This window comes from Arthrobacter sp. TS-15 (assembly GCF_006964045.1).
GTDB lineage: Bacteria > Actinomycetota > Actinomycetes > Actinomycetales > Micrococcaceae > Arthrobacter.
On the sequence record NZ_SDXQ01000064.1, the window covers coordinates 1 to 22,497 of the forward strand.

Here is a 22,497-nt window from a genome sequence, read left to right on the forward strand (position 1 = left end):
CACGCGAACTTCTCACTGTTAGCATGCCACTTGCCGTCGGTGTCGTTGACGCCTTCCGGGCCCTTCTCCAAGGACGTGAGACCGACCTGGACGGGGATCCCGGGACGGCCACCGACCTTGATCAGGAACTTTCCCCGGCCCGGAGGTTCAACGTCGACGCCGCGTGAGTCCCACGCGGGCGGGTCTTGCCAGCCAATGAGCTTCTGCTGCTCCTGCCGGGACAGCGGAATGGCCGAGGTCAGCAGCGGCATTTCAGAGGCGGGGAGGCCGCCGCAGATGACCATGCCGGAGCGTTCGACGAAGCCGCGGGCTTTCATCCGGTCCTCTTCTGCCGGCAGGGCCAGCAGGTCAGACATGGTGTGGGAAATCATGATCTGCCCAACACCTACGGAGCGGTTCAACCGGGTCAGAGCGTCCACACGGTCCACCATGCCCTTACCGGCGCGAAGCGCCCGCCACAGCTCGTCCAGGACCACGAAGTAGTTCCGGCGCGGTTCCAGACCGGCGTCCGCGAGAGCGTTGGCAACGTTGACCGTGCCAAAACCGTAGGACCAGCACGCAAGCAGGACGGCTGCCTGCAGGTCTGTCTCGGTCTCGTCAATGCTGGAGACGTCGAAGACCACGGCACGGTCTCGCTTCATGGGCTGGCTGGTCTGGCGGGAGAAGATTTCCCCCAGCTTCCCGCCACCGGTCAGACCGAGCAGGGTTGCCTCCAACGCTCTGGTTTCCTGCAGGTAGATGTTCATGTCTCCCCGGTCCAGTGCGACCTGCCGGAGCTCGTCCGGAGCGGAGACGATCACGTCCAGAAGGTCCTTCAACACCGGGATGCCCTCAAAACGCTCATCGAGGACCCGCAAGGCCCGGTCCAGGATTGTCTGCTCCTGATCGGTGGGCGGGTTGTTGCGGCTGATCGTGATCAGCGAAACGACCATCGTCAGGCGGCGGCCGTGCGCGTCGGCACGGACGCGTGCGGCGTCCTCAGGGTGGCCGTTGTCTTCAAGGAGCTGGGCGGCTTCAACGGCTTGGCCCGGGTCGAGGATGTTCAGGTACCCGACACCGCGGCCGAGCCGGATGACCTGCCCGCCGAGGGCCCGGACGGCTTTGACGTGCTCGCCCTTGAGGTCACCGAGGATCAAGGGATGAACGCCTTGGGCAGAGAGCCCGATGAACATCCGACGCACGACGGTGGACTTTCCCAAACCGGGCTTTCCGAGGATGAAGGCCGAGGGGTTGGAAATCAGCCGGGCGCGCTGGAACCAGCTGATCGGGTCGCAGCAGACCGTGGCCTGTGTTTCCTCGTGGCGCCCCAGCGGGACACCGATCATGGGCGAGGACGCTCCGGAGGAGAACGGCCACAGCCCGCAGACCTGAACAGTTGTTCCCCGGTACTGCTTCACGGAGGGGACGAGCTGGGCCATGCCGCCGCCGCGACCGGGCCAGCCACGGGCACCAGGACCGGCAGGGCGGGGCTGCTTTTCAGCCTTCTTCGGCTCAGCTTTGACCCGAGTAGTGCTGTGTTTCGAGGAACGGGGGAAGAGTTTCGGGAGGGTCATTACAGTGCATCCTTAATCTCGGACGGGACCATGCTGTGCTCGGGCAGCACCAAGCCCAGAGGCAGGGACGCGGCGAACACCGTGTCCTGCGCACCGTAAGCGGGACGCAGCAACAACCTGGCGCTACCGGAACTCTGTTCCACAGCAGCCACAGCGTCTGGAAGACGTTCCCGATCCGTCACGGTGGCCGTGACGACCACACCGAAGTTCACCAACCCGGCCCCTTGTGCTTCTTCCTGCGCGGTCTGCGCCGCTGATCGCGCATCAACCAAGGCGCGGGCGGACGGGCGGGTTCCGGAGGTGATACGAACGTTGGCGTTGTTCTGATCCTGTTCCACCACGGCAGCGGCCCGAGCCGAATCCATCGGACGGTACAGCAGGGACACGCGCTTGCGGTCAACGTCCCCGTGCGGGGCCAGCAACCGGGACAGGACCGAGGAATTCACCGATCCACGCGGGGCACCTGTCATGGTCCAGGACGCCGAGAACGCGGAATCGTGCCGGTAGTTCTCCCAGTTGGACTGGTGCGCGGTGGGTCCGACCTCGCCCCAGGTCAGGGACACCGGGGACCCGGCAGCATGGGCTTCATCGATGATCAGCGCTGCGGGAGGATCGTAGGCGATCCGTACAACCTCGCAGAGTTCCTGCGCGGTTGTCGGGCGGGCGATCCCGGCCCCGGTGGACTGCAGCCGTGCCGAAAGGCCGGGGATCCGGGAGGCCAGGTCACGGGCGACTTCTTCAGGCGTCCGCTTCTTCGCACCTGTACGGATCGCGGCGTTGAACGTCAACGAAACCCAGGCGCGGACCGTTGCCGATCCTTCCGGGTAGGTGGCCACAACCTCGTTCAGCATCTCCCGGGCGAACGCGGGTGCTTCCGGGTCGATGTTCATCAGTACTTCGTTCCGCAGCCGGTACCCCGAGTCCGGGGCGGTCTCGATCGTGACAGCTGCGGCGTCCAGCCCGGCCTCATCGGCCAGTCCGGCGAGCCAGCCGCCCCAGTTCGCGACCCACGCATCGACTTGCTCAGGGTCAACCAGTGATGCCCCGTCAGGTTCGGTGGAGAAGATCACGGTGAAGTGGCCCGTGGTGGGTACGTGCAGCAGGGCGAACGGGCGCTTGTAGGAATCAGTGAACTCGTACAGGGTCGACTTCGCAGCCAACCCGGGGAGCTGGTACATGCCCCACGGCGTTACGCCGAGCGGGCCGGAACGGTAGAGATTCGTCCCCGAGGAACGGGAGATCTTGAAAGCCAAACGAGTGCCGGCACGGTCAACAACGGACTGGCCATGCTTGTCCTTGACTGTCAGCAACAGCAAGCTGAGACCGGCAAAGGCAAGGACGCCCAGGCCGACGAACAGGCCCCAAATAGCGAAGCTGATAATGCCCGCCAACAACCCGCCAAAGAAGATGACTGTACTGAGCGCGCTGAGGTTGGCCAGCCCGGCTGAGCGCGGTACGCGCCAGTTGCCGTAGGACGGTTCTTTGTATTCGGTGTTAATTGCTGCCACTGGGGCCCTCCCCGGTTGAATCCTGCGCGGTCTTTTCGATTGCCTGTGACGTCGCGGACGCCACCTTTGCTCCTGTAGCTACAGCCACACCAGCCGGGCCAGCTGCCGCTGCTCCCCCACTGGCTGCGGCCGTCCCTGCACTGGCACCAGTTGCCGCTCCTGCGGATCCAGCGGTTCCTGCCGTGCCTGCCTTGGCTGCTCCAGCAGTTCCAGCAGCTCCGCCCGGTCCCGTAGCGCCCGGGGTAGGTTGCCCTCCCCCTCCTCGTGGGCCGGATGTTCCATCGCTGCCCTTGGGCGAGCTGCCGGTTTGCGTGCTCTGGGTGTTCGATGTGCTTGTTGACGATGAAGGGGTTGGGGACGCGTTGCCCCTGCCACTGCCCCCGCGTCCAAGGGAGACGGCCCCTGTGGCAATGGCACCGACGGCTGCTCCCGCACCGGCACCTCCGCCGGAGGCTACGGCCCCGACCATGGGAGTAACGAATCGCATCAGAGCAGGCAGCGCGAACAACGCCACGATCATCAACGTGAAACCAGTGATGGAGCCGATCAAGGCGTCCTGGCCCTTGCCGCCCATGAGCAGGAATGCGACGGAGTAGACGATGGCTGCGGCTGGTTTGTAGAGGATGAAAGCGATGGTCCAGCCCACTGCTTTCTGGAACCACTGCCTTCCCATCTCCGTATTCGTGAACGCGGATGTGGTCGGAAGAATGCCCGCCAGAATCACCAACATGCCACTGCGAACGACCATCAGTACGATCTGCACGAGAGACGCGAGCAGGCCGATGAGACCCAGAACGATCAGGATGAAAACCCCGACACCTGTCTGATTCGTCAAGATCAACAGCTGCATCGACTCGGCAAAGCCCTTGCCGTCCGTGGAACGGTTGATGATCGCGGCAGAAAAGGCATCCGCCGCGATCACCAGGATCGAAATCACTCCTAGGCCCAGGCCGGATACCAAGGTGAGCGTGACCAAGGAACGGAGCAGGTCCTTTAGGGGTGCTCCGCGCTGCTCCCAAATCAGCCTGATACCGCCGAGGATGACGGCCAGGACTGCCAGAGCCAACGTCCATGGCATCAACTCGCTGTTGACCATTGAAACAACAGGACTGGCTGTAGAGCCATCTTGGCTGGTCAGGTTCACCGTTGGAGTTGAAACCCAGAAGGTGGACAGAGTTGTGACCATCTGGCTCATGCCCTCAAGGATGGCTTTGGCCATGTTGCCCATGGCGTCATCAGTGAGACCGGAGATCCAATCTCCAACCGGGTTCCATACCGGCCTCATGCGCCGCTCCAAGGGATGAATCCTGAAAGATCGCGGATCTGGCGCGGTTCTTCCAGGGGTGCACCGTTGTCAGCGACGACGCCCTTCCAGTCCCCGTCCTGCCAGAGAAGGGTTGTACGGACGGATGCAAGAGCGCCGGTGTCAGCTTTGAATGCGAGCTCTACCACCGCTTGGTTCGCTGTGTATGAAACGTTGAACCCCGCAATCTGAACCTTTACGTTTGTCGGCGGCGCGGCCGTTTGCGAAGCCTTCATGCCTGCGTCTCGGCCAGGACCTTTAGCTGCGAGCTGGTCAGCAATGGCGCGTTCTTTTGAGGGATCGCTGCCAAGGGCCCAGAGGTTCACTGCGGCGTATAGCGCCCCTTGCGGAGAGTGGGCGAAGCAAGACCTCATGCCTTGGTCATCGGTCTTGCCCGGGCCGACTTTGGGATCTGTCGGGGCCGCCATAGTTCCAACGAGTTCCCACTTGCTCGCCGGAGCCTTCCCCAATGCCGTTTCGGCGGACGCTGGCAGTCCGCAGACACTCTTGCCGGACACGGCGGATACGCTGGGTTCAGCTGTGGCGGCACTGCTGGATTCTGCCGGGGCTGGTAGGGCGTTTCCCTGTCCTTTGGGGAGCAGGAAGATCACGACGGCTGCTGCGATCAGCGCGACCACCAGCGCGGCAGCAATGATGAAACCGGGTTTGGTGAACGGATTGCTTTCGGTGGTGCTCTCTGTTGACTGGCTCATAGTGAACCTCCCGTTGTTGGTGCTGGATTAGACGAAGGCGCGGACGATGCCTGCGGCACCGGTGATGATGATGCAGCCCAGCAGGACCCAGCCAAGCTTGGCCAGGGACTGGCCGCCTTCTCCGCGCTGGAGCTGGATGACCATGGTGATGCCGACGATGATGACGCCGAGAACACCTAGGACGAGGCCGATACCGGAGGCCCAGTTCAGGACGGTGAGCAGTCCGCCGGCTTCAGCGGGTACGACCGGTGTCGGGTTCGGGATGGTGCTGGTGGTGATTGCGGTGATCGAGTTCATGATGAGTGACCTTTCAGTGGTTGGTGCTTGGGCTGGTTTCGGTAACCAGGGCGGTTACGTCGGTGATGAAGCGTTGGTATTCGCGGGCCGTTGGTGTTGTGGTGGAGTCTCCGTGCCGCCATGCCTCGACCCAGGGAAGAGTCCAGAGACGGGGCGCTCCCCCGCCGACGATGGCCGTGAAATCGCGGAGCGCTTTGGGTGTCTTTCCCGGCGCGTCCGCGAGGACGGCGAGGCCGAGCAACTCCACAGCAGGGGCGGCACCGGAGGCCCATTGCGTCAAAGCGCTTTGAGCGGCGGTGAGGCCGCGCATGTCTGCACGACAAACCAACAGCACGCGGGGCTTGCTGCCGTCCTGCAGGACAGGCCAGCAGTGCCCGGTCGGGCGTGCTCCCTCGAGCAGGTCAGCGGTGCGGCTTTCACCGGCTCCACCATGGCTCCCGACGACCCACAGAGCGGCGGTGCCGGTGATGGTGCGGCTGGCCAGACGATCTGCGGTGTCAGGTTCGACCATGCCCTTGAGCGGTGTGCTGATCACGGCAGCCGGCGGGACGTGCACGTCAGGTGTTTCTTCTTCGATGCTCTCGGCCGGGCTGGTGACCCAGGGGTTCAGGGACAGTTGCATGGTTCCTCCTTCCTTCCGTTCGGTAGTGACTGTTTAGAAGCCTTCGGCGACGGCGGCAGCTGCGGCCAGCCATGCCCGTTGGGTTGCGGGCTGGAGGGCTTCGTAGCGGATGGGGCCGTTGACCAGGGCGGGGTCGTAGGGAATTCGGACGACTGTCCGGACGAACGGCTCAAATCCGTCAGCGATCCGTTGGGCTTCGGCCTTTGCTCGCTTGAGGGCGTCGCCGGTCATGCTGCGCTTGGCATCGGTCGATTCAGAGACGATGACGACGGCGTTGCGGGCCAGTTCAGCGTCGTGGCCACCACGGGATTCCAGAGTCTGCAGTGTCAGTCTGGCGGCCTCTGCGCGGTCCTCGATAGCGGTGACCGGAACGACCAGCTGGTTGGTGTGGTCGATCATCCGACGCCAGTTCGCAGCCCGGGCGGTGTTACCGGAGTCCATGACCACCAGCCGGTAGTAACGGGTCAGCACCTGGTGGGCGATGTCGACTTCCTCGGCGGTGACTTCGTGGTCGCCTTCTTCGTTCTCATCTGAGCGCAGCACGTCGAACTTGTCTGCCGTCTGGTGGTGCACGAACTTAGCGATTTCGGCTGCGTTCGTGGACGGGGACAGCAGTTCCGTGGAGGAATCGATCAGGTCCAGGACGCTGCGGTTGTGCGCGCCCTTTTCCGTGCGCCAGCCCAGGGTGCCTTGGGATTCGTTGTTGTCCCAGGCGACGGTGGCCGCGCCGCTGTAGCGGGCAAGGATGGCAGAGAGCATCACGACAGTGGGTGTCTTGTTTGCCCCGCCCTTGCGGTTGACCACGGCGATGGTCCGGGGACCGGGCCAGTGCTGGCTCACGGTGCGGATATCTTCGCGTTCGGACAGCTCTTCAGGAGAGGGGTCCATGCGGAAACCGAGCCGGGTCAGTGTCCCCCGCCAGCCCTGTGTGGCTGGCTCCAGGACCGGAGCGCTGACCAGGAACGAGGTTTCCTTCAAGCTGCGCCGTGTTGCCGGTTCCTCAGGACCGGTCACAGCGGCCTGCGGTTCTTTTGCATCGATGATCCGCTGCGTGGTTGAGCTGGCAGGCCCGGAGCTGACCTGGATATCCGTCGTTACATCGGCTTCTACGGGCGTGGGCGGCCACGGCTGGCGGTCCACTGCCGCTGCCGTAGCTTCGACGGTGGCGGGCTGTGCGGGAGCAGGGATCGGTTCCGGGGCCGTTACGGGGACTGTTTCAATGACGGCCGGTGATACGGTCTCGGGCGTGGTCGCGGGGGCCTGGGCCCGGCGGCGTGCCGGGCGCGGCTCGTAAGAGACGGATTCGATCTTGTTGTCCGGGTGCACGATCAGTTCGCCGTGTCCTTCGGGATCCTCGATCTGGACCCGTACCGGGCGCTGCAGCGTCTGTGCTTCGCCCACGACGAGGGCGAGGGCGTTGTTCCGGAGGTCTTGCAGGGTATCCCCGTCGGGGACGACGCGGGAGTTACCGGCGACGACGACTTCGGCGGTTCCGTTGTCGCGGACGATGGCCTTGATGTTGGGAAAGGCCAGGACCTCAGTTGATGCAGTACTCATGAACTTTCTTCCTTTACGTGTGAGAGGTGAAGAGGGGTTACCTCTAGGACGCTGGTGGTGTCAGCCGATTGATCTTCCACGGGGCGTCCTTCCCCGTGCGGAGCAGCTGCAATGTGTAGGTCCCGGCGTCGGTCGGGACAGTGGCGATGACGCCGTAGCCGTTGGCTTCATCGACGGTCAGCTTGGCCGGGCCGGTGACGCGGCTGGCTGGAATGTTCGCCGGATCCACCGCTGAGTAGTCGGCGGTGGCCTGCGGGGTGAGCCAGCGGGCAAGATCATTGGCCCACTGTTGTTCCTTGGCCGTCGGGCGGGCGAAGTCGGCCATGGCCTTCTGCGCGACGTCCACGGCCTGATCCTTGCTGGCTTGATCCCAGGAGATGCCAATGGTGGGAGGGACGGTCCCGCCCGGTGCTTGTGGGCCGCTGTCGACGCTCAATGAGACCGGAGCTGAGGGCGTGGCCGTGGTCTCCGTCGGTGCCGGTGTGGTGTTAGACGCTGGTGCGCATCCGGCGCACAGCAGAGCTACCGCTGCAATGAGGGCCAGGGGCTTTTTCACTTCTTCTCCTCTTGGTTGGGCAGGTACAGGAACGCGGAGGGAACACTGCTTTTGACGGTCCGGGTGTAGTAGTTGTGGTCATCCGGGGGCGGGTTGCCGTTGTAGCCTTCCTCGACGTAGGTCCCGTCGTCTTTGACTTCCTTGACCACGGCCACGTGGCCGAACGTCGGGTCCGATCCCCCGGTGCCCGGGGCGTACCAGACGACAGCGCCAACGCGGGGTGTCTTACCGGAGGGCCAGCCCTTGGCATCCCAGCCGGCCTTCCACGTCAAAGCAGAGCCGAGACCCTGCCCGTCCGGGCGGAAGGTCCCGTTGAGGAACTTGAACGGTGCACTGGTGGAACCCATCTGCTGGTTCACCCGCCACAAGGCGAAGTCCACGCACTCGCGGTAGAACATGCCCAAAGGCGAGGCAGCAGCTGAGCCTGCCCCGACCTGCAACCAGGTCGGAGAGTCCTTCCAGGGGTAGTCATCTCCGGCTCCGGACTTGCCCGGGATCCCGCAGTCGCTTCCTTCAACGGAGAACTTCCCGTCCGAGAGGGCCTGGACGATTTTGACCGCTTCGGGCCAGTACTTCTGATAGTGGTACGGGTCGGCGTTGCGCTGGACCTTGTTACCGGCGATGGTCGGTTCCAACAGCTCCCAGCCCGGTACAGCCTGCAGGGCCTTGATGAAGTTCGTGGCACTGATGGTCGGGTCCATGCGGTCCCTGTAGGAGCCCCACGCGCCGTTGTCGCGCTGCTGGAACAGGCCACGGGAATCCGGGCCGGGACCGTCCCCGTAGTCCAGGACACGCAGCCCCGACTCCCCCAGGGCAACCATGATGCTGATGGTCTGGCCCTTCACTGAAAGGTTCAGCGCCTTGCCTGCTCCCATGACAGCGGCGGCGTTCTTCAACTGCTCCGCTGAATACCCATCAACCTTCGTGTTGCCGTCAACGACAACCGACACCGGGCCGCAATCAGCTGCAGCAGGTTTCGCCGGTGCCAGCAGCAGGACGAATGAGAAGATCAGCCCAAAGAACAGGCTGGGGACGGCAATAAGAGCCAGGAGACCCAGCGACTTACGCCGCATCAGGGGCTCCAGCTGCAGGCATCCAGAGACGGAAGTGCTCCAGGCCGTCCTCGTCGTGTGTAAACAGCAAAGCATTCACGGTCCACACTGCACCGAACGTGTTCTTCACAATCCATCCCCTGGGTACTGCTTCCATATCTACTGCCCCCAGCTGCACTAGTAGCGCCTGTCAAACTGCCCAGTTGGGATGCCGTGGCCGGGCTTGTATTTCTTGTTCTCGTAAAGGAGCCTGGGCGCGCTTCCCATTCACTGGCATCTCTACAGCTACGCCGTCGAACGGGTGCCTGGGATCTAGCAAGTGAACAGTGGGCCGCATAACGCCTCCTTAGTGGTGAGGGCCGGAGATGAATGTGGGTGAATAGCTCCAGACTAGCGAATAGTTTAACTAACCGCTAATCTGATGAGGTCTCTTGGGTGGGGATGCGGCAAAATAAGAACCATGCCCCGCTACTCCCGCCCTAAAATCCCATCCAGTACAGAGCGGGCAATTAGCGTGTTCAGCAACTCAACAAAAGTGGCCATTGTTGGCTACCTTGCTAAATCGGGGCCGGCCACCAGGGGTGAAGTGGCCAAGGGGCTGGAAATTGGGGTCCCGACGGCACAGAACAACCTGGTGCAACTGGAGGCCGAGGGGGTACTAATGGCGGATCCGCCGGCCTCAGAAGAGCGGAATGGCCAGCGGGTCAGGTACACCGTCGACGCCGATGAGGTGGCCCGACGCTACTCCATCCTGGGTCGGGCACTTGGCCTCGACGAAGTCCAACCTGAGGACTAGCGGCGCGAGCGAATCCCAACCACAGGCAAGGCATCCGCTCGCGCGAGAGCGCCGCCCCCTGACCGCCGGGTGGGGGTAAATCAAATTGCTGGATCGTAGGCACGCCAATAGCCTACCTTGAGCATGCTCAAGATAAAAAAGCATGCTCAACATGAGTGTGCCGTGAGTGTTCTAGTCGTCTTCGTCCAGGATTCTGGCTATCGCTTGGAACTTCTCAGGTGAGACGCCCTTGAGGCTACGGGCAGCGAATTTCTTCACTCTCTTCTCGCGGAGCGTCTTTAGCGACTTGAGCTGCTTTTCGATGCGTTCGGGAATCTCGGTCTCGAAGTCGTTGAGGTACGCGGGGTTCACCCCGAAGAAGTTGGCCAAGGCCGTGAGCAGTCGTTCATCCGTCACGGTGGCTCCGGTGCCGTCACGCATGTACAGCCAGCGCGAGCGAGACAGAGTCACGCCTTGCTCTTGCAGGCCTCGCCGGATGTCTTCAAACTCGTAGGGCTCTCCCCCACTGGCCACCATCACGTCGAGCAGGAGATTCAGCCGCTCCGACAGGGTCTGACGCCAGGCGTCCCGCGCTTCGTTGAGGTTGGGCGCCACCGTTATGCTCCGAGCAACGACAGGCTAAGCAGGTATGCGAGCCATGCGACGACTCCAATGGCGCTTCCCCAGAGCGACTGGGCAACGTTCTGGCGCTTCAAGGCTGCTCGTGACCAGATAAGGGCCGGCAGCACAATCAAAGCCGCGAACCACAGTGGAGACAGCGATGTTCCGAGGCCCAGCACGATGCCGGTGAAGATGACGGTGTGCACAGAAATGTTCCACCGTGACCGGCCCAGAGCGATGAGCGTTGCTCCGACGAAGAAGGCGATGCCGTTGGCGATGAGCAGCGCAGGGGCTCCCAACAGGGCCGTCACGATCAGGCCAAGGCCAAGCACGCCCGCGCAAGCCATGAAGCTCCTCGTCTTCCTGCGCTCTTCTGGCCAGCCCAAGGACTTGCCGATCCGCGGAAAGACCAATACGCCAAGGAGGATCACGACTGCCAGTGCCGCCAGGGTGGAGACGAGGGCGGGAACGGATCCTGGAGCGCTGATGGCCGTTGCAACCGCTGCCGCCAGGAGCAAGACCGCAGGGTGGAGAATCCGGCTAACGGCTTCTGCCGCAGGTCCTGGGCTGGTTTGCTGGTCAAGCATGTGTGTTAACTTCCATCGTTCGAATTGTCGCCAGTTCGGCTTCAGAGAGTCTACCTTCTAGGGTTGCATCCGATTCAAAACAGTCACGTATTTCGACGCCCCTTCGATGCCTTCGCATGGCGGGGTCCCGGCTCATGATTTCCATCAGCCGGCCGCGGTACGGCCAGATGACGTACTGGTCAATTTCCGGTTGCAGCTTGGCCCACACCGGGCAGAGGTTCCAGAGCTCCCGCCGGGCGATGAAGTCCTTCCTGGCGGAGCCCAGCCACCGGGGAAACGTGGGGATCCCGATGGCCAAAGCGAAAACAATGGCGGCGCTGGCTGTGAAGATCCGTTCCAGCGTTCCGAGGATGTCGGGTGGGGATCCAACCAGATCGGTCAAGGTGATTGTGGCGTGGATCAGCGCGACGGCTAGGGCAAAGCCGGACCCAAGGGCTACGAATGCCAGCGACCGACGCCGGCGCAAAGACTTGAGACGCGGTCTGTAGCGCACACTCAGGCGCATCGCGGAAAAGGCCACTGTGGCAAGGTGCGCAAGCATCAGAAGGCTATAGGTGGCGACCAACGGATTGCTTTCGTATTGCCGCATACCCGAACTGCTAAACGACGGAGCTGCCAGGATGAACAGCATCACTTGGCCGCCATAGCTGGCCGCTGCTATGACGCAAGCAAAAATGACGGGACGCTTTAGTTGCGAAGGGGCCATGGCCCGCCAGATGCCTATATGCATTGAGAGCAGGGTCGCCGTCAGGAAAGCCCGCTGGGCCAAGGCAAGGTAGTTCACACCTCCCAGGGCTGCATCCACGGCATAAAAAATCGGCTCGACAAGGAAGATGGCGGTGAGCGAGCCAAAGAAGCTGCCGTAGATCCACGAACCATGCATCCGGAGACCCCGGGAAACATACATCGCCGCGGACGACAGCAGAAGAACGAAGGCGGCAATGATCAGGACAACACCAGCGAGGGTCAACCGATTACATCTCCAAAGCCCAAGATCTCTTCTTCCCTCTTTCCGGAGCGGATTTGGGCATAGAGGTGGTCCGCCAGCAGCTCCGCCTCTGCTTCGATCCCGGTCCGGAGCTTGGTGTGCCTCCATCCATGGAGCACCTTCCGCGGGTCTAGATCCGGGAAAACGACAGCCAATTCCTCCCCCGTGAGAGGCTCAGGATCATGTTGAAGCAGAACGTGCGAGATCTCGTGCAGGATGTTCATCTCGCCGGCGAATTCTGATCGGTCGCCCACATGAAATAGACGGTTTACGTCCTCGCCCTCATGCCAAAAACCTGACATGTCCACATCCAGCAGGTCATCCCTCCGCGAGAGCTGGATGGGCCTCTCCGTAACCAGTTCAACAAACCGCAGGAGCTTGTCCAGGCTTAGAGGCGACGGCAGTTCCAGTATCCGGGTGAAAGCGGATACTCTGCGGGCTGCTCGACGCCTATCCAGCCCAGAGGAGGCGAATCTCCCGAGGCGGCCAAGGTGCCGCTCTGCAAACTGACTGGATGATGCAATAGGATTTGTCTTGAGCATGATTAACTCTTAACAATCATGATCAACTTAGTATGGAAATGAGGAAGTACATATGTCACATCCTAACTACGGCAAAAGCAGGCTGGATTGACGCGTATGGGTTTGCCAGCTTTTCGAGCTAGCAGAGTGGCCACCACGCGCCGCACGCCTCACATGAAAGGCAATGGGCATGCATTGCTAGCATCAGCGATCGTCGGCGACCGCGGTTTAGTCACCGTCACGCGCTCCGGCGCATGGAAGCTGGCGGTGGCATGCCCAATGCGGGTCCGCATCCCAAGCTGTCCATCATCGGGCACGCCGACGCTCTGGCGTCATGGCAAACCTCCATGCAAGGGCTCCGCCACTTAACTCTGTTTCTTCAACACGCCGGAGGGTGTTTCTGTTTCAATGCCACTGCCAGAAGGCGCGCGATGGTAGTTTCAGTTTCAGAGATGGCCGGTTGTACAGCAGCCGCCAACTTAGGGCCAGGTGGCACTTGGTTCGACCAATCTATTGAAGTAGCGGCGGCTTCCGCGGCCCAGTTCAAAGGACAGGGATGATGGCTCCAGTTACACGTACAGGCAGACGCTCCAAAGGCGACCGCAAATTCGTCGGATTCCGCATCGCAACTCCCAAAGCGGATGCAATGGACCAGATTGCAAAGGCGGAGGGTTACCAGTATGTAAGCGACTGGCTGTCCGATTTGGTTGAGGAACGCCTGGCCAACACCAAGCTGCACGCAGTTCCCCAGCAGGAGGAGTTCCCGCTAGGGCGCTTAGCCTCATAACGAGGAAGGCCCGCACTAGGCGGGCCTTCGAAGCTAGTGATTTACATTCTGGATTGCTTCCCGGCGCTCAGATTGTAAATCGTGAAGGTTGATCCTTTCAGATCTACCTTTGTCTTGCTATGAAACCGGTCTTGGCGGGCCGGCCCTTTGTTGTCCCTCTGACAGGACCTCCTCGAAAGGATTGTTCTCATCGTACAACAGCACGCTCGCGTGCTGCCAGCAGGCAAACCTGCTGGCGTGTCCCGCGACCATTCCCTGGCCTCCGAAGCCGCCCAAGCGTGGGCCGCGCTTGCGCCTCTTCTCGCAGGTCAACCCCGTATTCGGCTGTCCCGAGACGGCGGTAAGACCTATCCCCAAAAGCACGAACGCGCGCTGACTGAGACGCTCCCCACTTTTCCTGCGGCGGTCCGGATCTTCGGAAAAGACGGCACCTGCTCGGCCATCTTCCTTGACTTCGACTCCTCTATTGCAGGAATCGACTGGGTAGAAGCGGATGTGAAGTCCCTCCAATCGTGGCTTCACAACTGTGGCGCCCGGTGGATTGAAGATCACTCCCCCAATGGTGGCCGGCACGTTTACATACCCCTGGAGACAAAGGTTTCCTTTTCCGAGGCCCGTGACGTTGTCGAGGCACTTGGCACGCGATACCGGACATTGGATAAATCACCACACCAAAACCTTCTCCACGGGTGCATGCGCACACCAGGATCACCCCACAAACGTGGCGGGCACCAAGAACTCGCCATGAGCCTCAGCATGGCGTACGACGTTGCCCGACGCCCAAACAAGGTTCAGGTCTGGGAAGCAATACGCCAAGACTTGAACGATGAAATCACCAGCGTACGGGCCCTGAGACTGGAGCGGCCGTCATCCCCGGACAATAGAGATCCGGGAGCACCGCAGATGATCGGGCGGATGTCCAGGGCAATGCAGCAGATGGCGCTGTCGGGCCTTTACGACGCGAACCGGTACGCCTCCGACTCAGAAGCCCGTCAGGCTATCCTGACAGCCGCGGCCGCCGCAGGAATGAAACTCGTCGACGTACAACGACGGGTCCTCCAAGGTGTTTGGCCCGGACTGGCATCGTTCTACGCCCGCTACACCTCCCATCACCGTCTCCCATCCTTGAAACGGGACTGGAACAACGCGGTCGACTACCTACGAAAAAACCAAGGCTCAAGGACAGGGAATAACAATGCCCGTAAATCCCCCACAAGCCAGCCAAGTACACAGCCCCCACTAGGAACCTCGACAGACTTAGATCCCGGCAGCGAGCACCGCTACTTGCGATCCTGGAGAAACGCCCTGCTACTGCGGGAGCCCGCCTACGCTAGCTCCCGAACTGGTCTGGCACGTCGAATGGTTCTAAGAGCTCTGGGAGCGGCAGCCCATATGACAGCATCCCGATTTGTTGAGTTCGGTGACCGCTCAATTGCCGTGGCGACAGGGCTGGATCATACGACCGTCGGCTCTCATTTGAGGGCTCTGCGTGCTGAGAGTGATCCGTTGGTGACGTTGGTAGAACGTGGCCGGGGAACCAAAGGTGACCTGTACATGTTGACGATCCCTGAAGGCCTCCGTGCAGCAGCCGAGGATCTAACGTGGCGAAAAGGAAAGATTCACTCGCTCAGGCCGGTTTTCAGGGAGCTGGGCTTGCCCGCAGCGTTCGTCTACGAAGCGCTGGAGAGCACGCCAGGGCTCACAACGACGGAATTGGTCGTTCAGACAAAGCTGTCCAGAACTGCCGTGAGCGAAAGCCTCGAGGTCCTGGCAGCTTGGAACATGATTTCCAGGAACGGCGCCCGAGCCTGGATGATCGTTGCCACGACCTCTCTCCAAGAGCTTGCAGAATGCTTCGGTGTGGTGGACGCTGTAGCTGCCCAACTTCAGAGATATCGTATTGAACGAATCGTTTGGCGGGAGTGGCTCTCAAAGAACGTGAACACAGTCGCGGAGTTCCTCTCCCCCACGGACGATTACCCATGGGAAACCTTTGAAGGGCCACCAGATGAGTGGAGCCTAGCCGACATGGCCTTCACGAGAGCGACGTGACGCAGGAATCGGCTCCTGTTCAGGAAAACAAGACGGTAAAGCTACTCGTACCCCAGTATTTTCGCGCCATAAGGGACGCCATAAATTCCATTGGAATGCATACCATAATCGAAGCAGGATAGAAACGTAGGCCGGTCGGCAGAGCGGGTTGTCCCTTCCCTGGCGACCGGCCATGAAGCTAGTCTTTGAGATAGAGTCTGTAGACGGTGGAAACGAGTGCACTCCTAGACGGCGCATTGAACTCGACGACCTTCTCATCAAGCCAAGCAGTCTGATGCCCATCCAGTCGCACTTGGATCTGGATACCGGCTTCCCCGCGTCGGCGAGGCACCCGGCGGGGCATGCCTGACAGCGACGGAGTAGTTTCAGGCCTGAACTCCTTAGCGATACTCGCTTCCGACACAGAGTCGAAGGCGTCCAGAAGAAGATCTGCGTATGTTGTTCGCTGTGAGTGCAAGGCTTCTTTCACGGTGGCTAGGAGATCCGGGGCCAGATATACGCCCACATTGCGCAGGGCGCCCAAAACGACCTCGGAGGCTTTGGTACCTGAACTTGATGAGACGTCCTTGCGTTGACTCGTCGAGGCCTGGCTTGTTTTGGATGCTGGTTCTTGGGTCCGGTTCATTCCTTCGATCGCACCGACATGATCCGTAGACATGAATTCCGAGGAAGGAGCGGTTGATTCGGCCTCGGACTCCTGGGCTAGTTCGGGAACTACCGAAATGCGCGTCGACTCCAGAGACCGGTCTGGAATTTCTGGCGTATCCGGAGCTTTCCGCCGCTTAGGGGCGAGGATTCCTTCGAGCTTCGCGCCGCGAGGTGCTGAGGGCGCGAATGCGCTTGCGAGGTTTGGCCGATTGCTGCTCATACGAGCTCCTCGCTTTCGATCGTGTTCAGTCGTGCCAGGATTTCGCCTGTCAGCTGCTCGAACTCTTCTGCCAGTCCCCCAGCATTACGGGAAAAGAAACCATCCGTGGGCTTCTCCCCCGCCCGGAGTGCCTTGAGGCGTTTCTTTTGAGCATCCGTAACTGCTCCCTCAAGTTCGTGGAAAAGTAACCCCTTACGCCGGGCGTCTGCACTTGCACTTTCAAGACTACGGATCCTTGTTTCGAATACTGGGGCTACTTCTCCAAGCATCTCAGCGAGGGTGTCTCTTACACTGCGCTCAAGTCTCATCGACCGTGGTCCGACGCCAAAGAGCACAATGCCGGCTAGCTGCAGCGCTGGGTTCCGGTCCCGCACGGCCATGAACCGCCGTGCGATACGTTCTACCCCGTCAATGCTGGCGTCATCTGACTTCGTTGGAATCACGACGGCGCTTGAGATGGCGAATGCTCCCTCGACCAACACCCTCTCCCCCGGTGGGGTGTCAATCAGGATAAGGTCATAATCGTCGGCCAACGGCGCCAACACTGCGTAGAGCATGTCACCGAAGTCGGCTGCGTCCGAGCGACTGGAACGGGAAACCATTAGACCCTGGATGTCTTCTAGTTCTTGACCACCCGGTATAACGTCGAGGTTCTCTCGGACGTTGTGAAGTACAAGCGGAGTGGTGCCTGCGATCAACGCTTGGAACAGCTCGCGTCCGTTCTGTCGCTCATATCCAAGGTCCCTGGCCAGATCTCCCTGCGGGTCCAGGTCCACCATTAGGACTCTTGAGCCTGCAAGCGCTACGTAGCCACCAACGTTGGCCGCGGTAGTAGTTTTGCCTACTCCCCCCTTGCCGTTGGCGAAAGAGATCACACGTTCAATTGCCCGTGCTCGATTCTGTGTGAAGTTTGCCGGTGCGTGTAGCGAAGATCGTGGCATTTGTTCTAACTCTCCTACTGGTCTGGCACTCTGCCTTCCACTCTATGGGTTGCACCCTGTTCGGCAGGGCAGTGACACACGCGTTTTACCCAGTCTGTCGTTCGGTTGTTGCTCCTGCGATGTCAAAAGCTAGCAGCACTACCTTGCATCACGTGATGCACTCCGTACTCTTACTCATTTTGTGCAACGTGGATTTATAAATGGATTCTTTAGTTGCACGACAAGCTGGTAAATCTATTCAGTTTTATGCTGTTTTTTCGGTGGGATGACATGCCGTAGAACTCGTTTTAGGGTCATCTATAGATCCCATTGCTCACCGCATAGGTTGCTGGCTGACACTAACACTTTATTTAACTGCAAGTATTTACGTTCGAGGAAAAGCGAGGGTTCCCATAAGAATTATGGCAGTCGTTATGGCATGACTGCTCATGTACACCCGGATGGCCTGCCAGGCTACGTAGTCAGTAAGGCCGCTTCGGGTGCCAGGAAGAGAGGTCTGACTCCCTAGAGACGATCCAGATCAGTCGATGGGCAAGGCAGGCCCCCGATTAGTCTGAACCTCGCTCAGGCGCGAGGCGAGCATTCCCATAGTCTTTATGGCACGTGTTATGGCATAACGGATCGGGGGCCGCTTTTCCATACCTGCCCATTAATTCTTGGGTAGTGAAAGACAGCCGTCTTCTCTCTGTGAGGATCCAACTTGGACTCAGGGGTCCGTCTTTCCCCATCTGGCGTGAGCCGACTGCCGGGTGATTTCCAGAGTGGAAGCAATTGCGGACCAAGGAAGTCCCACGGCGCGACTCTTGCTCACAGCGTTGTCCAGCCTTGCTTTGGCCGTTCGAATAGACCTTTGGGCAGCCAGCAATTCATCGATGACCGACGACGCTTCAGCGTGAGCCCGCCACTCCACCTTCATGGCATCTTCGGCGGCGACCGGGGGAGTGGCGAATCCCAGGAATGGAACGTAAGCTCTGTGATCAGCCAGATTCGCTTCCGACTTGGTCGCGACTCTCGTCCAGAACCTGCCCTTCCACCCGCAATTGCAGGACGCCTGCCATCCAACAACATGGTCGTCATCGATAACTTCATGGTCGCGCTTTTCGGCGTCTCTTGGAAACCTTCCGGTGATGCCTGAAACGAGAAGGCCAGATTCTCCCACTTCATGGGACAGACGTCCGTCTGGCGCGACCATGGAGGCCGTACCCTCGTGGCGGCCATCGCCTAAGTCCCACTGCACTGCATGTTCTCCTACTGTTGCTTGCGGTCAGGATATCCTGACAGCGACCCAAGTCTTCTCGGCGCAACGCGGGCGGACTGTTGTCTTGGAAATCTAAAGATTTCCGAGACAGCCGTAGATGCCGGGAAACGTCATCGATGAATGCCGGAAACTCAGGACGCGCTTTGTCTCTTAAAGATGCCTCACCGTGAAACGTCTTAGTTCCGCTAGGTAGGGGTATTTTCAAGGCAGAATGAGGCGCATGAGATTACTGGGGTACACGAGGGTAAGCACGGCGTCCCAGGATGCGCAGCTGCAGCTGGACTCGCTCACCGCCTCGGGTGTGCAACGACGTGACATCTTCTCTGATGTGACTTCCGGCAGCAAGAACGCAAGGGAACGGCCGGGGATGAAGAAACTCCTTGAGTACGCTCAGACTGGAGACACTGTGGTGGTGTGGCGGGTCGATCGTTTGGGGCGTTCCTTGGTGGATGTATTGAACACGGTGGATTTGCTGCGCGACAGGGGAGTGGAGCTCCGCTCGATCTCTGATGGCATCGACCCGGCAACCACTACGGGCCGGCTGATGCTGAATATGCTGGCCACTTTGGCGGAATACGAACGCGAACTGATCACCGAGCGGGTGAATGCCGGCATTGCCGCTGCCCGGGCCGGGGGGACGAGGTTCGGCCGGCCAGTGATGGACCCTGCGGTTGTGGCCGACAAGCTGGCCATCGTCAAGGAGGCCCGGGCGAAGGGTAAAACAGCTGCAGAAGCCGCTGGCCTGGTGGGGTGGAGCCGGGCGACCCTCTATCGTCACCAGCAAACAATCCAGATTGAGGCAGCTATAGCCGCGAGTGACGGGGCAGTTCGGTGACTCTCTGGGAAGAAAGGGCTCGGATGCAAGCGTTGGAAGACGCGATGGTTCCTGCGGTGACCGCAGCACTGCTTGTCGTCCTGCTGGTATGTCTGCTCTGTCTGGTTTTTCCCGCTCTCCCGGGTGCAGTCGCGACCAACTGGCGCCGCTACATCGGCAGAGCGCGTTTCGTCCGCACCGCACGCGGGGCGCTTGCACCTCCCTTAGAGGTGGCGGCAGTTGGCGCCGGAATTGAAGTCCGCCGCCCTCATGGACAGATCTCACTAGTCGTTCTTCCGAACAGGCACGCCACCCAGGTCCTTGCCCTTCTCGGGGGCGCCGATGAAATCAGAATCGACGGCGGGCAAGTATGGCGAGCAGTTCCGCCGCGCAGCAGAAGGGCTCTCTGGGACGTCGTCAATGAATACCGTCACCGGGAATGGGAAGAACAGGAAAGAACCACGCAGGAGCAACGTTTACGGTTGGTCCAGCACTCCAACGACGAGCTGCGGAGGCGGGCAGGACTCAGCTAACCGACGCAGGGTATGTCCCCGGAAGGCTCAACTTTGCCTAGGTTGGTCGGATCTTGGAGCCCAGCAGGGCCTGGGCTCGTGGTTTCAAATTCGCAGAAGACGGCGGCGTTGAATGTAGTGGCCGAAACGTGCGGGCGGCACGCCAGCGCCGGTGAGGTGCAGTAGACCACCTCCGCTGCACAAGGCTGTGCCCATTGTCCGCTCACCAGTGGTGGGACGAAGAACTCAAGGTGAGGGTGGGCTTTGGGTGCAGGCGGTCAGGTGGGTCCCATCGTCCACCTGGGTGCGGGAAAAGCCCGAAGGGTTGAGCTTTTGCCGTGCCCCTGTGGGCGAGGGGCAAGTAACCTCGCCGAGGAAGCACCGAAAGTACTCGTTCAGCATCAGCAAGCAACCGACAAATAAATGAAACCTGTGTCCGCCGTCATGGCCTATGATCTTTTCAGGCGGGTACGCGAGTTATCCGATGGCAGGGATCACCGACTGGATCCCTGACTGTGAAAGAGCTTGGCTCTGACTCGTGGCGCTGTAGCTGTGTTTGTTGTGCGCGTGTCATGTTGCCAGTAATCCCGAGTCGGCGGGGTCTACGAAGGAGCATCATGCCAGCGTCCCGGATTGCCCACATCGCCAGAATCCAATCGAAAGCCACCGGTCACAGCTACAACGCTGTTCTCCACCAACTAGTCGAGCGCAATCCCAGCTCGGGGCTATTGCCTGCTATTCCCTCCCCGGCACAGCAGGAACTGGAGGCCTTGTTCATCAACAAGCTGGAAACCATGTATGTCGAACGCAGCGAAAAGGCTTGGAATCGGCTTAATTTTGGCGTCAAGCGCCTTCACGCCGAAACCAAGCAGTTGACCGTCTTCCTTAGCCCGTCAACCAGCCTGACGCATCTCGCCGTCCAGGTTCTACCTGTGATCACCTCACCGGGCGCCGGCGCTGAGGTCCACGGGATCCCTGGACTTCGCGCTACCGCACATCCTTTGGGGCTCTGTCTCTATCGTCCCGGAATTGACGCAAGGATTGTCCTCGCTGGAATTACCGCGGAAGAGTTCGAACAAGCTCACCATGCGGGCTTTAGTGTGCCGCACAGCCAGGTGCGTTGCGCCGCCACGGCCATGCCTGATGAGTGGGCAATGGAGGAGCGCACGTTTGCGGCCTACTACGGTTCCACTCTTGGCGCTGCCTCTACCGTTGAAAGTGCCTTGCTTCGCCGTATCTGCCTCTTTGGCGTCCAAAATCCCAAGTCGGTGCGAACCTGGCACAACCTTCCGGGTGGAATTTGCGTCGAGCTCTCCTTTGAGGCGTTCTCCTTGGACCAGTTTGACGAGCTGCTGGCCATGCTTACCTCGCCATACCTAAACCCACCAATGGCTCTGCAATCGCGGCACTACAACATTGAGGACAACTGGGGCAGGATTACCCTCAGCTGCGCGGGAACGGAACAGGAAATCGAGATCCGTACAACACTGAGGTAGCCCCTAGAGGCCAGCCAACCAACGGGAACGGATACTCATCTCCCGTTTATAGTCCGGGTCGCCGCGTTCATTGGTGGAGTCAACTGGACGGCTCTGGTTATTGTCTGTGGTCCCTGAAAGACTTCCTGTCAGGAAACCCTGACAGGAAGGTGTACGCGCATGGGATGGACATCCAACGACTACAACCATGAGGGCTGGGTGGCTTTTGTCGCACCCGACGGGCGGCTCTCAGGGAGTTCGACCGGAGCAGGAGTACTTTTCCACGGGATCACCGGCGAATACCCGCATGCAGGGGAATTCAATCCTGATGAGGAGATCGTTCCTAACGACCTGATCATGAGCTGGCGCGGCGCCTGCACATGCGGCTGGCAAGGAGAGCTGTGGCAAAGAGTTCCTACGGCTGCCGACGCTGACCTTGCTACCCGCAAGGAGTACGTTCCAAGCGGCGAGTTTGCCGACGTTTCGGGCGAGGTGGAGGAAGCCGTCCGAGAGGAATGGCTCGTCCATATCGCACCGTCTGAGGCGATCCTCGGTGTTGAGGCAGCTGCGAAGGAGCACCGACAGGCCGGACTCCGCTTGGATAAGACTGTCGCGGCCGCGAAGGCAGCCGGTGCCTCCTGGACCGACATTGGCCGGGCCGCTGGGATCAGCCGCCAAGCTGCGCACGAACGCTGGGCCGCGAAGTAACCCTGCACGGTGTCGTCCGGATCTAGGGTGGGCAGTTCCATTCGGGCAGACGTGCGTTGAGTTCCCTGATGCGGTGAGGGTATTGGCGCTTCTTTGCATGGAGCCGTTGTCTGGCGACCCAACCGGCCAGTGCCCGTTCTTTGGGGTCCCAGGCGCTGCGGTGCGGGTGCCTTCCGTTCTCCTTGACCCATTCGATATAGTCGGTGGCCCGCTTTTGCCAGTGGCGTTCGACGTTGAGCGAGATGCCGTCCAGCCACCCGGGGAAGGACGCATCGAGCGTCTGAATAGCTTCTTTGGCGAGCGGGCCGCGCCTCTTGAAGCCGTCATCTGGTAGCGGCCCATTATCTCCAGCAGCGATGACACGGGCACAGTATCGCACCGGCAAGTCACGAGGATGCAGAGTTTCCTTAAAATGTCGTATGCGGCTGG

At 60.6% G+C, this 22,497-nt stretch carries 25 protein-coding genes; 7 read left to right on the forward strand and 18 right to left on the reverse strand.

Features of this window, described 5'->3' with window-relative positions; translation table 11 throughout:
- The 10 genes from EU811_RS21680 to EU811_RS23620 form a co-directional block, all read right to left on the reverse strand.
- The coding region (locus EU811_RS21680) for a helicase HerA domain-containing protein (protein WP_142940343.1) at positions 1-1,553 on the reverse strand (1,553 nt) is incomplete at its 3' end.
- The gene (locus EU811_RS21685; protein WP_142940344.1) at positions 1,553-3,061 is read right to left on the reverse strand and encodes an SCO6880 family protein; all 1,509 of its coding nucleotides are present in this window, start codon (positions 3,059-3,061) and stop codon (positions 1,553-1,555) included. The genes EU811_RS21685 and EU811_RS21680, both read right to left, overlap by 1 nt.
- A complete protein-coding gene (locus tag EU811_RS21690; RefSeq protein WP_142940345.1) occupies positions 3,048-4,346 on the reverse strand; it encodes a hypothetical protein in 1,299 nt (432 codons plus the stop codon). Before EU811_RS21690 ends, EU811_RS21685 begins: the two co-directional genes overlap by 14 nt.
- Positions 4,343-5,077, reverse strand: coding sequence for a hypothetical protein (locus EU811_RS21695; protein ID WP_142940346.1), 735 nt, complete (start codon positions 5,075-5,077; stop codon positions 4,343-4,345). The genes EU811_RS21690 and EU811_RS21695 overlap by 4 nt, the downstream gene beginning before the upstream one ends.
- Positions 5,078-5,104: 27 nt before the next feature.
- Positions 5,105-5,374 carry a hypothetical protein gene (locus EU811_RS21700; protein WP_011777317.1) on the reverse strand — a complete coding sequence of 90 codons (270 nt, stop codon included), beginning with the start codon at positions 5,372-5,374 and terminating at the stop codon, positions 5,105-5,107.
- 13 nt (positions 5,375-5,387) lie between these two features.
- Positions 5,388-5,996: a DUF6668 family protein gene (locus tag EU811_RS21705; RefSeq protein ID WP_142940347.1), complete on the reverse strand. Its 609-nt coding sequence runs from the start codon at positions 5,994-5,996 to the stop codon at positions 5,388-5,390.
- Between the two features lie 33 nt (positions 5,997-6,029).
- Positions 6,030-7,553 carry a chromosome partitioning protein ParA gene (locus EU811_RS21710; RefSeq protein ID WP_142940348.1) on the reverse strand — a complete coding sequence of 508 codons (1,524 nt, stop codon included), beginning with the start codon at positions 7,551-7,553 and terminating at the stop codon, positions 6,030-6,032.
- Positions 7,554-7,596: 43 nt separating this feature from the next.
- Complete coding sequence (locus EU811_RS21715; protein ID WP_142940349.1) at positions 7,597-8,109, reverse strand: hypothetical protein; 513 nt, start codon at positions 8,107-8,109, stop codon at positions 7,597-7,599.
- Positions 8,106-9,182: a CHAP domain-containing protein gene (locus EU811_RS21720; RefSeq protein WP_142940350.1), complete on the reverse strand. Its 1,077-nt coding sequence runs from the start codon at positions 9,180-9,182 to the stop codon at positions 8,106-8,108. The genes EU811_RS21715 and EU811_RS21720 overlap by 4 nt, the downstream gene beginning before the upstream one ends.
- Positions 9,172-9,318, reverse strand: coding sequence for a hypothetical protein (locus EU811_RS23620; RefSeq protein ID WP_160147684.1), 147 nt, complete (start codon positions 9,316-9,318; stop codon positions 9,172-9,174). The genes EU811_RS21720 and EU811_RS23620 overlap by 11 nt, the downstream gene beginning before the upstream one ends.
- Positions 9,319-9,675: 357 nt before the next feature.
- Here EU811_RS23620 and EU811_RS21725 point away from each other — a divergent pair, with 357 nt between their 5' ends.
- Positions 9,676-9,957, forward strand: a complete 282-nt coding sequence (locus EU811_RS21725; protein WP_142940351.1) for a helix-turn-helix domain-containing protein — start codon at positions 9,676-9,678, stop codon at positions 9,955-9,957.
- A 171-nt stretch (positions 9,958-10,128) separates the two neighbouring features.
- Here EU811_RS21725 and EU811_RS21730 read toward each other — a convergent pair whose 3' ends face one another.
- From EU811_RS21730 to EU811_RS21745, 4 genes are read right to left on the reverse strand one after another with little or no spacing between them, the layout of a single operon-like run.
- Positions 10,129-10,551 (reverse strand): hypothetical protein, encoded by a 423-nt coding sequence (locus EU811_RS21730; RefSeq protein ID WP_142940352.1) that lies wholly within the window; start codon positions 10,549-10,551, stop codon positions 10,129-10,131.
- Positions 10,552-10,553: 2 nt separating this feature from the next.
- On the reverse strand, positions 10,554-11,144 hold the full coding sequence (locus EU811_RS21735; protein ID WP_142940353.1) for a hypothetical protein: 591 nt from the start codon (positions 11,142-11,144) through the stop codon (positions 10,554-10,556).
- Complete coding sequence (locus EU811_RS21740) at positions 11,137-12,114, reverse strand: hypothetical protein (protein WP_142940354.1); 978 nt, start codon at positions 12,112-12,114, stop codon at positions 11,137-11,139. The genes EU811_RS21735 and EU811_RS21740 overlap by 8 nt, the downstream gene beginning before the upstream one ends.
- On the reverse strand, positions 12,111-12,674 hold the full coding sequence (locus EU811_RS21745; protein ID WP_142940355.1) for a hypothetical protein: 564 nt from the start codon (positions 12,672-12,674) through the stop codon (positions 12,111-12,113). Before EU811_RS21745 ends, EU811_RS21740 begins: the two co-directional genes overlap by 4 nt.
- Before the next feature lie 625 nt (positions 12,675-13,299).
- Between EU811_RS21745 and EU811_RS24450 the strand changes: the two genes are divergently transcribed.
- Positions 13,300-13,440 (forward strand): hypothetical protein, encoded by a 141-nt coding sequence (locus tag EU811_RS24450; RefSeq protein ID WP_238703514.1) that lies wholly within the window; start codon positions 13,300-13,302, stop codon positions 13,438-13,440.
- Between the two features lie 210 nt (positions 13,441-13,650).
- On the forward strand, positions 13,651-15,492 hold the full coding sequence (locus EU811_RS21755) for a MarR family transcriptional regulator (protein ID WP_446698076.1): 1,842 nt from the start codon (positions 13,651-13,653) through the stop codon (positions 15,490-15,492).
- A gap of 178 nt (positions 15,493-15,670) precedes the next feature.
- Here EU811_RS21755 and EU811_RS21760 read toward each other — a convergent pair whose 3' ends face one another.
- Complete coding sequence (locus EU811_RS21760) at positions 15,671-16,360, reverse strand: hypothetical protein (protein WP_142940357.1); 690 nt, start codon at positions 16,358-16,360, stop codon at positions 15,671-15,673.
- On the reverse strand, positions 16,357-17,301 hold the full coding sequence (locus EU811_RS21765) for a ParA family protein (protein ID WP_079581673.1): 945 nt from the start codon (positions 17,299-17,301) through the stop codon (positions 16,357-16,359). Before EU811_RS21765 ends, EU811_RS21760 begins: the two co-directional genes overlap by 4 nt.
- Positions 17,302-18,151: 850 nt before the next feature.
- Here EU811_RS21765 and EU811_RS21770 point away from each other — a divergent pair.
- Positions 18,152-18,436, forward strand: coding sequence for a hypothetical protein (locus EU811_RS21770; RefSeq protein ID WP_142940358.1), 285 nt, complete (start codon positions 18,152-18,154; stop codon positions 18,434-18,436).
- A gap of 343 nt (positions 18,437-18,779) precedes the next feature.
- Complete coding sequence (locus EU811_RS21775; protein WP_142940359.1) at positions 18,780-19,394, forward strand: recombinase family protein; 615 nt, start codon at positions 18,780-18,782, stop codon at positions 19,392-19,394.
- Positions 19,395-19,657: 263 nt separating this feature from the next.
- On the opposite strand, the gene EU811_RS24455 is transcribed toward EU811_RS21775, so the two are convergent.
- On the reverse strand, positions 19,658-19,807 hold the full coding sequence (locus tag EU811_RS24455; RefSeq protein ID WP_207597710.1) for a hypothetical protein: 150 nt from the start codon (positions 19,805-19,807) through the stop codon (positions 19,658-19,660).
- Positions 19,808-20,502: 695 nt separating this feature from the next.
- Here EU811_RS24455 and EU811_RS21780 point away from each other — a divergent pair.
- Both EU811_RS21780 and EU811_RS21785 read left to right on the forward strand, forming a co-directional pair.
- Positions 20,503-21,381, forward strand: coding sequence for a hypothetical protein (locus EU811_RS21780; RefSeq protein WP_142940360.1), 879 nt, complete (start codon positions 20,503-20,505; stop codon positions 21,379-21,381).
- A 159-nt stretch (positions 21,382-21,540) separates the two neighbouring features.
- On the forward strand, positions 21,541-22,068 hold the full coding sequence (locus EU811_RS21785; RefSeq protein ID WP_142940361.1) for a hypothetical protein: 528 nt from the start codon (positions 21,541-21,543) through the stop codon (positions 22,066-22,068).
- Positions 22,069-22,090: 22 nt separating this feature from the next.
- Here EU811_RS21785 and EU811_RS21790 read toward each other — a convergent pair whose 3' ends face one another.
- Complete coding sequence (locus tag EU811_RS21790) at positions 22,091-22,453, reverse strand: helicase associated domain-containing protein (RefSeq protein ID WP_142940362.1); 363 nt, start codon at positions 22,451-22,453, stop codon at positions 22,091-22,093.
- Positions 22,454-22,497 lie beyond the last annotated feature (44 nt).